Here is a 14772-nt window from a genome sequence, read left to right as displayed (position 1 = left end):
CTTAATTTTAAACTCTAAACTAAAAAAGTGCAAACAGAAGAAAATGAATTGTACCGCTTTGTAGAAGCGGAAGATTGGACAAATTCCCTTTCGGATAGTGAAATGGAAAAACTTTTAGTAGAGACTGACTTCTCTCGTGAACAAACCGACGAGGGGCGTGACTACTGCTATTTCTTACATAAATACAGCAAAATAGACGATAATAGTACTTCTGACTATACGTTGATGGCTTATACCCTTACCCAACCCGAAAACTTGGAACGCGCTTCAATGTACGATATGATACTCGAAGAAAATGAGTATTTCAGTATACACCACATCAGTGTGTATCGCAACGGTCAGTTAATTGACAAAACAGCTGATACTACTATAAAAGTATTGGACAACGAAGGACAAAGCGGTCGTGGTATTATCAGCAGTTCTAAAAAACTGAACTTCTCCATCAAAGACCTTCACTTAGACGATATCCTCATTTTGGAAGACACCAAAGAAAAGGTATTTACTGAGAAAGAGTTCTTGCGTCGGGACTTTATGAAGTACGTATATGTAACCCCTGATACTTACTGGGCGTACGGCAAATACCACTTCAAGCTCATCAACAATCGCGACAAACGCGTGGCTTATAAAGATGTGTTTTTCCGCGACGAGCAAGGCAACGTAATCCCAAGTCAGGTGAAATACTTAGCACAAGGTGAAGCATTTGAAATAGTACAAGAAAACTATATCAACCCAGTAGACCCTAACCGCGAAATCTTCCCTTTTATAGACTTCGCTACTGATAGTACTTGGAAAGAACTTTCTAACTATATCTATCCGCTTTACGAAGAAGTGTTCAAAGCACAACCCGCTGATTTTGCCCCCGATTTGGTGGAGAAACTCAACGGTATGGCTACCCTCGACGAGAAATTGCAATACGCTATAGAGTTCGTACAAAACAACATCTACTACGTGTACAACGCCGATGAGATGAATGGACACAAACCGCAAGCACCTGCACTTACTTACCAAAATAAGCAAGGTGATTGTAAAGCGAAATGCGTATTGTTGAAATCTATCCTCAACTATCTCGGTGTAGAGGCTTCAGTGATATTGGTGAACTACAATTCTGATTATTACTTGCAATTCTATCTCCCTTCGTTACTTTCGTTCAATCACGTAGTGGTGAAAATCAATTACAAGGGTAAAGAATACTTTGTAGATGCAACTGCTCGTAATGAGTTTGGTAAATTGGAGAAACGCGCAGTGATTTCTTTTTGTCACTTTATGGAGATATTGCCTAACCAAGAGTTACAAGTGCGCAAACCTACCTATTTCGACAATTTTTGTATAGATGAGCACATCACCTTAGAAGCCAAAGGCAATACGGGCAAAATAGAACTGCTTACTACTTATCGTTACAATCGTGCAAACTCTATGCGTGGTTACTTCAAGTCGAGCAACAAAAATGAACGTTTGGACAGCTGGAACAACTCCTTGTTTTATGCGCTCAACTATGTGAACGACCGTAAAGGCAAAGATTTTCGCGAGATATTCAAAGATGCTACTTTGCAAATAGTGAAGGACGATAAGGTGGAAAATGAATTTGTAGTGAAGTACGAAGCAACTATTGAACAGCCTTATTTTATAGACAATGAAGGTCGTCGTTTCTTGATGTACTACGATGGTAGTGTGTTGAAAAACAGCATTCGTGAACACCAGCACAGTGATGCGAGCTTTTGGCATAACTTCGATAGCGAGCGTTACGAAATAGAGCTCAAAACTGATGAAAATATCGATACTAAGGAAAAATATACCGTACAAGAGTGTGATATCGAAAACGAGTATTTTACTCATAAAACCCAAAAGTTTATTACTAAAAACTCTGGTAAGGTGATTGTGGAGTACAATCCGCTCACGAATATCGAATTGCCATTAGATAAATTGGAACCTATCCGCGAAGATTATCACACTATGGCTGATAGCAACTTCGGTATCGGTATCGATGTGGTAGAAAAAGGATTCTTAAATTCCTTAAAACGACTTTTTAAATAAGGAAATTTACATACAACTTTGCCAAAGGTGTGAGTCGCACGGACATTAGAACCTTTGGTAAAGTTTTATTAACAAAAATAATGAGTGCACTTATTCCAACCATAGAAACCCAATCGGAAGCCGAGATTATCGCTTTTCAAGAAGAAAAACTGCGAGAGCTATTGCAATATCTCAATGAAAAATCGGTTTTTTATCAAAATCTCTTCCGCAAGCACCATATCCGTATAGAGGATATCCGCACCCTTGCCGATTTACAAAAAATACCCACAACCCATAAAGATGATTTGCAACGCGAGAACGACGCTTTTCTCTGCGTACCTAAAACTGCTATTGTAGACTATGCTTCTACCTCAGGCACTATGGGAACGCCTGTTACTTTCGGTCTCACTGACAGGGATTTAGACCGTTTGGCGTACAACGAAGCTATCTCATTAGCTTGTGCAGGCATTCAAAAAGGCGATGTAGTCCAACTGATGACCACTATCGACCGCCGTTTTATGGCAGGCTTGGCTTATTTCTTAGGCATACGCAAAATGGGAGCAAGCATCATTAGGGTAGGGGCAGGAATACCCGAATTGCAATGGGATTCTATTCGATTGTACGAGCCTAAATACCTTATTGCGGTTCCTTCCTTTGTGCTGAAAATGATAGAATATGCCGAAAAGAATGGTATTGACTATCGCGCTTCTTCCGTAAAAGGAGTGGTGTGTATAGGCGAGGCATTGCGTAATCAGGATTTTAGCCCTACACTCTTAGCAAAAAAGATTACTGAAAAATGGCAGGGATTGCAACTTTACTCCACTTATGCTTCTACCGAGATGAGCACTACTTTCACCGAGTGTGAGTACCAACACGGAGGGCATCACCACCCTGAGCTCATCATCACCGAGGTATTAGACGACGAAGGACACCCCGTACCTGATGGTGAGAGTGGAGAGCTCACGATCACTACTTTGGGAGTGGAAGGTATGCCATTGTTGCGTTTTCGCACAGGCGATATAGTAGCGATGCACAGCACCCCTTGCAAGTGCGGGCGACATACGGCACGTGTGAGTCCTGTACTGGGTCGCAAACAGCAGATGATTAAATACAAAGGAACGACCCTCTACCCGCCAGCTCTAATGGATTTGCTTACGGGGTTTGAAGCCATAGAGAATTACATTATAGAAATCAATACCAATGATATCCTCACTGATGAAATTCTTATCAAAATAGGGACAAAAAACCCTACCGAAGCCCTTCGCGAGCAAATAAGTCATCATTTCCGCGCTAAACTCAGGGTAGTACCTAAGATTGAGTTCTGCGACATCGCCCTGATTGAGCAACAGCTCTATCCGTTGGGTAGTCGCAAACCGATGAAATTTGTAGATAAACGCAAACCGTTAAATTAATTATATATGAAGACAAAAAAATTATTAGCAGTCTTATTTTTGTGCGTTACTTTAGCTGTAACCGCACAAGATTTTCAAGAAGAAAGAGGTAATTTATCTTTTCTAAAAGATCAAAAAGTTGTGAATGTAGAGTTCAAATACGATAATTTGCGACTAATGAAAGACAATGTTACCGAAAAAGAATACGTAGATGAACGTCGCGAATTTCTTAACAACAGGAATAAAGGTGAGGGAGATAATTGGCTGAAGAAATGGGAAGGAGCGAGAGAAACCTTTTGGGAGCCTAAGTTCTTAGACTTGATGAGGCGTACAGTTACTGAATCTAAAGGAATTGTATTTCAAAAAGATGCTCCTCAAGCAGCCTATACCCTTATTGTAGATGCCCAATGGATATATCCAGGATGGGATGCTTGGGTAATGAAACAAAAAGCCAAAGTAACTACTGTACTCAGTTTTGTAGAAACTAACAACAAGGAAAATGTACTATACCAAATACGCTCTATCGAAGCCCCAGGCGACCAAATAGGACATAATTACAGTAATGAGTTGCGTATAGGAGAAGGCTTTGAGAAAACCGCTAAATCTTTTGGAAAGCTCATCATCAAACGCCTTAAAAAATAATAATAATTACAACACTTTTAACTTCAATACACTTTGTCAAAGTCTCTAAGACTTTGACAAAGTGTATTGTTACCTGTTACTTGTTATTTGTTTCTCCCATTCTTCAAAAAACGCTGGTTTATACAGCGATAAGCTATTATCTTTTAGAGAAGTAAATACCTGTACAGTTTCTCCCGTGCAAACCAACTCATTGGCTTCATTGTAGATAAAATACTGAAAGATGAGTTTCGCTACATTGGTAGGGATATAGTGAGTATCAATGCGCAAACGTTCACCATAGCGCACCATTTTCTTGTGTTCGCATACGCTTTTTACAATAGGAGTTGCATAGCCTTCGCGCTCTACATCAAGGTAAGAAATACCGTATTTTCTGCCAAACGCTTCCCGTCCATCTTCAAAATATTTGATGTAGTTGCCGTGCCACACAATACCAAGCGGGTCGGTTTCGCTGAAGCGTACCGTAATAATAAGACTCTCAGATAAATTCGCAGGTTTATACGTTTCTTTTGGCTTTGTCATAATAAATAGAGATAAGAATACAAGTGATGAAAAAGAGCAGTAAAGCGCCTATTTTAGGCAACAAACTACTCGCAGAGCCTCCTCTTAGTAATACCTCGTAGAAGGCTTGTAAGCCCCAGTTCATAGGGGAAATATTAGAAAGTAATTGCATAATATGAGGCATTGCAAAGGTAGGTATCCACACGCCCCCAATGGCTGCAAAAAGCACCGTGAGGGTAGCTCCCAAAGGCGCTGATTGTTCTTGTGTTTTTGTCAAAGTACCTAAGAGTACTCCCAAACCTATCGCCGAAAGCCCTGACACTGTCGCGACTAATAACAATGGTAAGAGTTTACCGCTCACTTCTAACATTGGTAAGCCTAAGTAAGGAAATACGAACACGCCCATTACTACCATCAAAGCAAATTGTAGTAAGCTAATCATCAAGAAAACAATGATTTTAGCAGTGAGTAATGCCCAGTAGGGTAGGGGACTCGTGAAGAGTCGGAGTCCCGTTCCTTGTGTTTTTTCCTTTACAATACTCGCCGATAGCGGTATGGTAATGAAGAAGATAGCAAAAAGAGCCCACGCGGGTACGTTGTGCTGGGTGGCGTTGGGGATAGCAACAGTAGCCGTATTAGGGTTGATTTCTCTAAAACTCACTAACGCCTCAGTTTTAGGTAAACTTACTCCTTCCTCTAACTGACTCTCAAAGGCTTTATAAATAAATTGATTTTCTATTTGGTATAGCAATTTGTCAATACCACTCTTCACGCTTTCTTTAAACGAAGTCTGTAAAGTCGGGTCAAAATAAAGGCGTATTTCTTTCGTAGTATAAGCCGTTTCAGTAGGCGTTACGGTCTCGCCTGCAAAAGTGCTGATAATCGTCTCAACATTCTGTTGCACTTTATTTTGCAAGCTGGAGGAGAGTTCAGTGGGAATTACAATAGCCAGTAGGTAGTTGCCTTTCAGCACTTGTTCACGCGCCATAGCTTCGTCAATAGATTTTCCGTCCAGCGTTTTCACCATTTCGAAAGCACTTCTTTCTAAACTCTTACTGATATTTTCGGCAATTTCACCGCCATCGTTATCCACTAACAGAACGGCTGTTTTCTGCTCATTGATATTCTTAAAAGCCCCGTCCTGCAAAAGCGTAATGGTTACTACCAATAGCAATGGCATCGCGAAGAGAATGATAAGTGCCCCCATATCGCGCAGTAGCAATAAGGCTTCTTTTTTTATAGATTGAAACATAACGGTTTGAATAGGGGGCAAAGATAGTAAATAAATACCAAATTATTCTAATAATATCAGAAAAGGCAATAACTGTCAATTTACGAATTTGCTAAATTGCTAATTACTTCGTACTTTTGCACCCTCAAATTTTTAAAACACAAATTATATCTATGACCGCTATTAGAAATATAGCTATTATTGCCCACGTAGACCACGGCAAAACTACCTTAGTAGACAAGATTTTACACCACTGCGCTCTCTTCCGCGAAAATCAAGATTCAGGCGAACTGATATTAGATAATAACGACCTCGAACGCGAACGAGGAATTACTATCCTCTCTAAAAATGTTTCAGTAGTTTATAAAGACATCAAAATAAACATTATCGATACACCTGGACACGCCGACTTTGGTGGGGAGGTGGAACGTGTACTCAATATGGCCGATGGCGTGCTCTTGCTTGTTGATGCTTTTGAAGGTCCTATGCCACAAACGCGTTTTGTACTCCAAAAGGCTATAGAGATGAAGTTGAAACCCATTGTGGTAATCAACAAAGTTGATAAAGAAAACTGTACTCCTGATGAGGTACACGAAGCTGTATTCGATCTGATGTTTGAACTCGGTGCTGAAGATTGGCAGTTAGATTTTCCTACCGTATATGGTTCAGCTAAACAAAACTGGATGTCAGAAGATTGGCATAAGAAAACTGATAGTATTGCTCCTCTACTTGATATGGTGGTAGAGCATATTCCGGCTCCTCAAATTGAAGAGGGTAGCTTACAAATGCTCATCACTTCATTAGATTATTCTACCTTTACAGGACGTATTGCTATTGGTCGCTTACACCGTGGCACACTAAAATCGGGTATGAATATTTCACTGATGAAACGCGATGGAACTATCATAAAATCTAAAATTAAAGAATTACACATTTTTGATGGTTTAGGTCGTAAGAAAGTAGAAGAAGTACAAGCAGGCGACATTTGTGCGATTGCAGGCTTAGAAGGCTTTGAAATTGGTGATACTATCGCCGATTACGAAAACCCTGAAGCGCTCCCTACTATCGCTATCGATGAACCTACTATGAGTATGCTATTTACTATTAATGATTCTCCTTTCTTTGGTAAAGACGGGAAGTTTGTAACCTCTCGCCATATCAAAGAACGTTTAGAGCGTGAATTAGAAAAAAACCTTGCTTTACGCGTAGAACCTACTGATAGTGCCGATAAGTTTATCGTTTATGGTCGTGGGGTATTGCACCTTTCAGTACTCATTGAAACAATGCGTCGTGAAGGTTATGAATTGCAAATTGGTCAGCCACAAGTTATCATCAAAGAGATTGATGGAGTGAAATGCGAACCTATAGAAGAACTTACTATTGATTTGCCTGAGAATGTAAGTGGTAAAGCAGTCGATTTAGTTACCCTCCGCAAAGGCGAAATGCTAAGTATGGAACCTAAAGGTGAACGTATGATTATTAAGTTTATCATTCCTTCTCGCGGTATCATTGGTTTGCGTAACCAATTGCTTACAGCTACTGCTGGTGAAGCTATTATTCACCACCGTTTCTTGGAGTTCCAACCTTTCAAAGGTGAAATAGCAGGGCGTATTAATGGTTCGCTTATTTCTATGGAACAAGGTACTGCTATACCTTATTCTCTCGACAAATTGCAAGACCGAGGCAAATTCTTCATCTTCCCTGGTGAAGATATTTATACAGGACAAGTAATCGGTGAAAACTCTCGTAGTGGAGATATAGTAGTAAATGTAACGAAGACTAAAAAACTTACTAACGTACGTGCTGCGGGCTCTGATGAAAAAGTAAAATTAGCACCGCCTATTAAGTTTTCTTTAGAAGAAGCCTTGGAATATATCCAAAAAGATGAGTATGTAGAAGTAACTCCTAAAAATATGCGCTTACGTAAAATCTACTTAGATGAGAATGAACGCAAACGCCACGAAAAGGAGTTTAAGTAATCTCCAATATTTAATAAAAGAAAGCCTCAGTGTTTTTATATACTGAGGCTTTCTTTTATGAATAATAGATAGATGATAAATAATAAAAAAAGTCGTCACTTCCCAGCAACGACTTTTCCTCATTAAAACAAAAAATTATGAAAAAAACTAAATTACTTCTCTTTTTCCATCTTGTCTTTCAACTCTTGTAATGCTTCAAGATCACCAAGTGTTGATTTTTCGACTGTAGATGAGCTGGTATTTACAGCAGCTTCTTTAGCTATTTTCTCTTCTTCTTCTTTGAAGATAGCAGTGTGAGAAGCTACTACACGTTTAAATTCTTTGTTAAATTCAATCACTTTGAAATCAGCAGTGTCTCCTTTGCCCAATTTCTTTCCGTCTTCTTTTTCTAAGTGACGTGAAGGAACAAACGCTAAGATATCGTCGTTGAAAGGAACAGTAGCACCTTTATCTACCATTTTAGAAATAGTACCTTTGTGAACTGTACCTACCGCAAATTCAGTTTCGTATTTGTCCCAAGGGTTAGGAGTGGTTTGCTTGTGTCCTAATGACAATTTGTGTCCTTCGGGATCTAATTCAAGCACTACTACTTCAATCTTATCACCAGAGTTTACAAATTCTGATGGGTGTTTAATTTTCTTAGTCCAAGAAAGGTCGGTGATGTGGATAAGACCATCAATACCTTCTTCGAGTTCTACGAATACACCGAAATTAGTGAAATTGCGAACAGTACCTGTATGTTTAGAACCTACTGGATATTTCTCAGTAATGTTAATCCAAGGGTCTGGGGTAAGTTGTTTAATACCCAAAGACATTTTGCGCTCGTTGCGGTCGAGAGTCAAGATAACAGCTTCTACTTCGTCGCCGAGTTTTACGAAATCTTGAGCAGAACGTAAGTGAGTACTCCAAGACATTTCAGAAACGTGGATAAGACCTTCTACACCATCAGCGATTTCTACGAAAGCACCATAGTCGGCAATTACCACTACTTTACCTTTTACTTTATCGCCTACTTTAAGGTCATCAGCAAGAGCGTCCCAAGGGTGTTTGCTAAGCTGTTTTAAACCTAATTGAATACGTGATTTGTTGTCGTCGAAATCGAGGATTACTACGTTCAATTTTTGGTCTACCGATACCACTTCGCTTGGGTGATTGATACGAGCCCAAGAAAGGTCGGTGATGTGAATCAATCCGTCTACGCCACCAAGGTCTACAAATACACCGTAAGAAGTGATATTTTTTACAACTCCTTCGAGTACTTGTCCTTTTTCGAGCTGACTGATGATTTCTTTCTTCTGTTCTTCGATATCTGCTTCGATGAGTGCTTTGTGAGAAACCACTACGTTTTTGAACTCGTGATTTACTTTCACAATCTTGAATTCCATTGTTTTGTTTACGAATTGTTCGTAATCGCGGATAGGTTTCACATCGATTTGTGAACCAGGTAAGAATGCTTCGATGCCAAATACATCTACTATCATACCGCCTTTGGTACGGCTTTTTACAAAACCGTTTACGATTTCGCCGTTTTCGTGTGCCAAGTTAATTCTATCCCAAGCTTTAAGCGTACGTGCTTTGCGGTGTGAAAGTACTAACTGACCGTTTTTATCCTCACGGATATCGATAAGCACTTCTACTTTGTCACCTACTTTGAGGTTCGGGTTGTAGCGGAACTCGTTGAGAGAGATAACGCCTTCTGATTTAGCGTTGATGTCAATAATTGCTTCTCTGTCAGTGATACGAGTTACTACTCCTTCTACTACTTCATTGTCTTGAGTGTCAACGAAATTGTTTTTAACCAATTCTTCGAAGTTTTTCAATTGGTCTTCTTGTACGCTGTCAATACCTTCTTGGTATTTGTCCCAATCAAAGTTCTGTAAGAACTCTTCTGGATTTTGAGTGTTTTCAGCCATTTGCTGATAATAAAATTTGTATTTCCTAATTAGGAACGAGAGTATTTTAGTAGGGCTATTTCTAATAGGAAAGAATGAAACAATAATGATAAATTAATACTCTATGCCCTTAAAAAATTATGGCAAAATTACAAATAATCTTTGAATTAGCCAAATAATTTTATGATTTTTGAAGACGTTTTTTTATTTGTAAATGTGTATCTATTTGTTTATTAGATAATTATATGAATATTGTATTAAGTAGAAATGTTACTAAGAAACAATCAATTCTACTGAAAAGTTTTTGTAATTACATCATTTGTATTTCTTTAAAGAACTGAGTAAATTCTTTTTCATATAATTTTTCATCTCTTTTTAAATCTTCTATGGCATATTGCATTTTCGAAACAAAGCCTGTACGCCTATCCATTCGGTATAATATGGAGCAGATGCCTTCAAAAGTTTGATAGCTTTCTAACCAACGTTCGGCAATGATGTATTTGCTCAAAGTTTGAGCTTTATCGTTGAGCAAGTGCTGATGGCGTTCTAAGGCATCGTAGAAGTGTTGAACATATTGTTCTAAGGATTTATCGGAATATTCTTTCCAATGTTTAGCAAGACAATAGTCGTAAAAAATATCTACCAACACCCCCGCGTAATGGTTGTAAGTAGGCACCAATCGGTGTTTACTTTTCCGGAAAATGGCGTGTGCATCAGTGAAAGTATCTATTCTGCGATGTAATAAAATACCCCGTTGCATTGCTTCGGGGTATTGTAAGTATTCTTTGCCTCGTACGGTATCGGCGATAAAGTTGCCAATAGTAAGCAGTTCATCGCCTTCGCCTGAAAGGTAGATATGAGCTAAAAAATTCATTATAAATAATCTTTTACCTTAGAAAGTGCTTCGGTAATACCACTGGGGTTTTTACCTCCTGCGGTTGCAAAGAATGGCTGTCCGCCACCTCCTCCGTGAATGTATTTACCCAGCTCGCGTACTATCTTACCAGCATCTAATCCTTTGGCTTGTGCCAATTCTTTATTGATATAGCATAACAAGAGTGCTTTGCCTTCTTCGTGAGCTGATGCAAAGAATACAAAAGCATTTTTTACCTCATTACCCAACTCGAAAGCAAGGTCTTTGAGAGTTGCCACTTCTGCATCTACTTGTTTTACGAGACACTGAACACCATTTACTTCTGTAAATTCAGCTTTTAAATTTGTTTTAAGTTGCTTAGCTTGCTCTTTTCTCAACTGTTCAAGCTCTTTGTGTAAAGCTGCATTTTCTTCTTGCAAGTGCGTAATCGCTTTTACAGGGTCTTGGGTGTTTTTCAGCGTTTCTTTTATTTGTTCTACCAGCTGTTCTTGTTCTGTAAAATACTTCATAGCTCCTCCACGGGTAATCGCTTCAATACGGCGAATACCTGCTGCTACTGCACCTTCTGAGATGATTTTGAAATACCAAATATCGCCTGTGTTCTTTACGTGAGTTCCCCCACAAAGCTCTTTGCTATCACCAAACTGAATCATACGCACACGATCGCCGTACTTTTCACCAAAGAGTGCCATAGCTCCTGATTCCACTGCTTGTTGCATAGGAATATTACGATGCTCTTGCAAAGGAATTTTCTCAAAAATACGTTTGTTTACTAATTGTTCTACCTTTTTGAGCTCTTCCTCAGTAAGTTTAGCAAAGTGAGAGAAGTCGAAGCGCAAAGTTTCAGGAGCTACACGAGAGCCCTTCTGTTCAACGTGTGTACCCAACACTTCTCGCAGAGCTTGATGTAACAAGTGGGTAGCACTGTGGTTAGCTTCTGCCATTTCACGTGATATTGAATGTACTTCTGCTTTGAAAGGGTCGTTTAAATTAGTAGGCAGGTGTTCTGAAATGTGAATGATAAGGTTATTTTCTTTTTTGGTATCTAAAATATAGATAAGCTCACCGTTAGCACTTTGGAGTGTACCTTTATCGCCTATTTGTCCACCTCCTTCCGGATAGAAAGGAGTAGTATTAAACACTAACTGAAAGTGTGTACCGTCTTTCTGACTTTCCACTCTGCGGTATTTCACCAATCGCACCACAGCCTCTAAGGTATCATAACCTATAAACTCCTCTTCATCGTCGTCGCGGAGTATCACCCAGTCGTCAGCTTTTATTTGAGCTGCTGCACGTGAACGCTCTTTTTGTTTTTGTAATTGTTCTTCAAAACTAGCTTCGTCCATAGTGAGCCCTTTCTCCGAAAGAATGAGTGCTGTCAAATCTTTGGGGAAGCCATAAGTGTCGTATAATTCAAAGGCTTTACCGCCCGATAGTTGCTTGCCAGGACTGTTTTGTATCATCACATCTAGCATTAGCAAACCTTGTTCAAGCGTGCGCAAGAAAGAGGCTTCTTCTTCTTTTATGACGCTCATAATCAGGAATTGTTGTTTCTCCAATTCGGGGAAAGTACCTCCCATTTGGTTAGAGAGTGTCTCTACTAATTTGTAGATAAACGGTTCTTTTTGATTTAAGAAAGTAAAGCCATAGCGAATAGCACGGCGCAAAATACGGCGTATCACATAACCAGCACCATTGTTAGAGGGCAACTGACCGTCGGTAATAGCAAAAGCCACAGCCCTAATATGGTCGGAAATTACACGAATGGCAATGTTTACTTGTTCTTGTTCAGCAGTTACACGGTCGCCTGAGGTATATCTACTTTGGGTAATCTCTTCCACTTTGTGAATGAGTGGGGTAAACACATCGGTATCGTAATTTGATTGTTTCTTCTGCAAAACCATACAGAGGCGTTCAAAACCCATACCTGTATCCACGTTGCGAGAAGGTAGTTTTTCGAGACTACCGTCGGCTTTACGGTTGAACTCCATAAACACATTGTTCCAAATCTCAATTACCTGAGGGTGGTCGTTATTCACAAGGTCGCGACCTGGCACTTTGGCTTTCTCCTCTTCCGAACGGATATCCACGTGAATTTCGGTACAAGGACCACAAGGACCTTGGTCACCCATTTCCCAAAAGTTATCTTTTTTATTTCCGAGAAGTATATGGTTTTCGGCAATCCGTTCTTTCCATATATCATAGGCTTCTTGGTCAAAAGGCACACCGTCTTCTTCACTGCCTTCAAAAACAGTTACATAGAGGTTTTCTTTGGGAATTTTGTATATTTCGGTGAGCAATTCCCACGCCCAGCTAATGGCTTCTTTTTTAAAGTAATCACCAAACGACCAGTTGCCAAGCATCTCAAACATCGTGTGGTGATACGTGTCCCGACCTACCTCTTCCAAATCGTTGTGCTTACCCGATACGCGCAAACACTTTTGAGTATCGGCTACGCGTTTGTATTTAGGTTTAGCATTACCAAGGAAAAACTCTTTAAATTGGTTCATACCAGCGTTGGTAAACATCAGGGTAGGGTCGTTTTTAACCACCATAGGAGCCGAGGGGACAATAGTGTGCCCTTTGCTTTCAAAGAATTTTAGGAATTGTTCTCTTATTTCTTGCGAAGTCATATATTTTCAACTAACAATTGACAGTTAATAATTAACATTTTCAGGGCGCAAAGGTACGAACTAATTAGCAAATTCACAAATTTGCTAATCTGCTAATTTCCCCCTCAGCTTTAACTGAGCAATCCACAGGACAATGATGTTTTACAAAAGAATTATCTGTGCTAAATCTGTGTAATCTGTGAAGTCTTTGCAAGACTTTCAGATAGCTTACTGACTATCTGTTAGATTTGTAAAGATTTGTAAGATTTCTGTAGCGTAAGCTACACTCTTAATTTCCCCCTCAGCTTTAACTGATCAATCCACAGAATAATGATGTTTTACAAAAGAATTATCTGTGCTAAATCTGTGTAATCCGTGAAGTCTTTGCGAGACTTTCAGATAGCTTACTGACTATTTGTTTTATTTGTAAAGATTTGTAAGATTTCTGTAGCGTAAGCTACACTCTTCTCACATCAATTAATTCAACCCTTGATTGATATTAGTAATATTCTAAATTCAATTGCTATTCAGTTAGTATTCAATTAATCTTTGGTCAGTCTTCATTGTAGACCCATTGTAGAGCCACTGTAGAGCCATTGTAGACCCACTGTAGACCCACTGTAGACCCACTGAAAAGCCACTGAAAAGCCACTCATTGTTTAATTATCCTATAAGCTTTCTATAATTCTCTCCCAATTTCACTATTAACCATTAATCATTAATCATTAATCATTAATCATTAACCATTAATCATTAACCATTAATCATTAACTACACTTCCCATTTGCTAATTCCCTAATTTGCTAATTTGCTAATTTTTCACCTACTCATAGATTTTATTTTTATATGTAAATATATGACTTTTAGTTTGTTACTACTGTCTATGTACTATGTAAATTAAATTTTTGTTCTAACCATTTGGTTAATTCAAAAACTTGTTGTACCTTTGCCCCCGAAAAATCAGAAGTAACGATGAAGAAGACAAAAGATATAAGCACCGAAGAACGCATCAAAGCTGCTGCCCGCAAAGTCTTTCACCAGAAAGGTTTTGCAGGCACACGCACTCGCGACATTGCCGAAGAAGCGGGTATCAACCACGCAATGCTCAACTATTATTTTCGTAGTAAAGAAAAACTCTTTGAAATGGTAATGATGGAAACAATGGCGCAATTCTTTAAAGGAGTAAACCTTATGCTGAACGACGAAAGTACCTCTCTCGATGAGAAAATAGACCTCATCGTCTCTAACTACGTCGATTTACTCCTCAAAGAACCTGAATTACCTACCTTTATACTCAATGAGGTGCGTCCTAACCCGCAAGCATTTGTAGAGCAAAACCCTATTAAAGAGGCACTTACTCACTCTGTACTCACTCGTCAATACGCCGAAGCCGTAGCTCGTGGCGAAATCACAGAGCCTAACCTAATGCAAGCTATCCTAAACGTCATCGGGTTGGTAATATTTCCTTTCATTGCAAAACCTATCCTAACCTCAATTATCAACATATCCGAAGAACAGTACAAAGCCCTAATGCTCCAGCGTAAAACCCTTATCCCCCAATGGATTAAGGGTATACTGTATAAGCAATAACATTTTTTTATCTATACTCTAACCAAATGGTTAAACTAATTTATTAACACTAT

The 14772-nt window shown here is 39.2% G+C and carries 10 protein-coding genes; 5 read left to right on the top strand and 5 right to left on the bottom strand.

The annotated features are described in order from the left end of the window. Positions 1-27 precede the first annotated feature (27 nt). The 3 genes from HW279_RS00525 (at position 28) to HW279_RS00515 (ending at position 4043) form a co-directional block, all read left to right on the top strand. Positions 28-2031 (top strand): hypothetical protein, encoded by a 2004-nt coding sequence (locus HW279_RS00525; protein ID WP_178957562.1) that lies wholly within the window; start codon positions 28-30, stop codon positions 2029-2031. An 80-nt stretch (positions 2032-2111) separates the two neighbouring features. Next, the gene (locus tag HW279_RS00520) at positions 2112-3422 is read left to right on the top strand and encodes a phenylacetate--CoA ligase family protein (protein ID WP_178957561.1); all 1311 of its coding nucleotides are present in this window, start codon (positions 2112-2114) and stop codon (positions 3420-3422) included. Between the two features lie 6 nt (positions 3423-3428). Further along, the gene (locus HW279_RS00515; protein WP_178957560.1) at positions 3429-4043 is read left to right on the top strand and encodes a hypothetical protein; all 615 of its coding nucleotides are present in this window, start codon (positions 3429-3431) and stop codon (positions 4041-4043) included. Positions 4044-4112: 69 nt separating this feature from the next. On the opposite strand, the gene HW279_RS00510 is transcribed toward HW279_RS00515, so the two are convergent. Beyond that, positions 4113-4562 (bottom strand): acyl-CoA thioesterase, encoded by a 450-nt coding sequence (locus tag HW279_RS00510; protein WP_178957559.1) that lies wholly within the window; start codon positions 4560-4562, stop codon positions 4113-4115. Then, a complete protein-coding gene (locus tag HW279_RS00505; RefSeq protein WP_178957558.1) occupies positions 4537-5793 on the bottom strand; it encodes an ABC transporter permease in 1257 nt (418 codons plus the stop codon). Before HW279_RS00505 ends, HW279_RS00510 begins: the two co-directional genes overlap by 26 nt. 152 nt (positions 5794-5945) lie before the next feature. Between HW279_RS00505 and typA the strand changes: the two genes are divergently transcribed. Next, entirely contained in the window at positions 5946-7751 is a 1806-nt protein-coding gene (typA, locus tag HW279_RS00500; protein WP_009418049.1) for a translational GTPase TypA, read from the top strand. 152 nt (positions 7752-7903) lie between these two features. Here the strand turns inward: typA and rpsA are convergent, their stop codons facing one another. From rpsA to alaS, 3 genes are all read right to left on the bottom strand, one after another. Further along, on the bottom strand, positions 7904-9664 hold the full coding sequence (gene rpsA / locus HW279_RS00495) for a 30S ribosomal protein S1 (RefSeq protein ID WP_178957557.1): 1761 nt from the start codon (positions 9662-9664) through the stop codon (positions 7904-7906). Positions 9665-9953: 289 nt separating this feature from the next. Further along, the gene (locus tag HW279_RS00490; protein WP_178957556.1) at positions 9954-10517 is read right to left on the bottom strand and encodes an ACP phosphodiesterase; all 564 of its coding nucleotides are present in this window, start codon (positions 10515-10517) and stop codon (positions 9954-9956) included. After that, positions 10517-13150, bottom strand: coding sequence for an alanine--tRNA ligase (alaS, locus tag HW279_RS00485; protein WP_178957555.1), 2634 nt, complete (start codon positions 13148-13150; stop codon positions 10517-10519). Before alaS ends, HW279_RS00490 begins: the two co-directional genes overlap by 1 nt. Positions 13151-14101: 951 nt before the next feature. Between alaS and HW279_RS00480 the strand changes: the two genes are divergently transcribed. Continuing rightward, positions 14102-14719 carry a TetR/AcrR family transcriptional regulator gene (locus HW279_RS00480; protein ID WP_178957554.1) on the top strand — a complete coding sequence of 206 codons (618 nt, stop codon included), beginning with the start codon at positions 14102-14104 and terminating at the stop codon, positions 14717-14719. Positions 14720-14772 lie beyond the last annotated feature (53 nt).

Source organism: Capnocytophaga sp. oral taxon 903 (assembly GCF_013394785.1).
GTDB classification, from domain to species: Bacteria; Bacteroidota; Bacteroidia; order Flavobacteriales; family Flavobacteriaceae; genus Capnocytophaga; species Capnocytophaga ochracea.
Note: the sequence above shows the minus strand (reverse complement) of the source record. Positions and strands in the feature narration are given on the sequence as shown.

What these genes read in the sequence shown, in the direction of transcription:
- HW279_RS00520 (WP_178957561.1), top strand. Translation starts at nt 2,112, where the DNA reads ATGAGTGCACTTATTCCAACCATAGAAACCCAATCGGAAGCCGAGATT.
- HW279_RS00515 (WP_178957560.1), top strand. Translation starts at nt 3,429, where the DNA reads ATGAAGACAAAAAAATTATTAGCAGTCTTATTTTTGTGCGTTACTTTA.
- HW279_RS00510 (WP_178957559.1), bottom strand. Translation starts at nt 4,562, where the DNA reads ATGACAAAGCCAAAAGAAACGTATAAACCTGCGAATTTATCTGAGAGT.
- HW279_RS00505 (WP_178957558.1), bottom strand. Translation starts at nt 5,793, where the DNA reads ATGTTTCAATCTATAAAAAAAGAAGCCTTATTGCTACTGCGCGATATG.
- typA (WP_009418049.1), top strand. Translation starts at nt 5,946, where the DNA reads ATGACCGCTATTAGAAATATAGCTATTATTGCCCACGTAGACCACGGC.
- rpsA (WP_178957557.1), bottom strand. Translation starts at nt 9,664, where the DNA reads ATGGCTGAAAACACTCAAAATCCAGAAGAGTTCTTACAGAACTTTGAT.
- HW279_RS00490 (WP_178957556.1), bottom strand. Translation starts at nt 10,517, where the DNA reads ATGAATTTTTTAGCTCATATCTACCTTTCAGGCGAAGGCGATGAACTG.
- alaS (WP_178957555.1), bottom strand. Translation starts at nt 13,150, where the DNA reads ATGACTTCGCAAGAAATAAGAGAACAATTCCTAAAATTCTTTGAAAGC.
- HW279_RS00480 (WP_178957554.1), top strand. Translation starts at nt 14,102, where the DNA reads ATGAAGAAGACAAAAGATATAAGCACCGAAGAACGCATCAAAGCTGCT.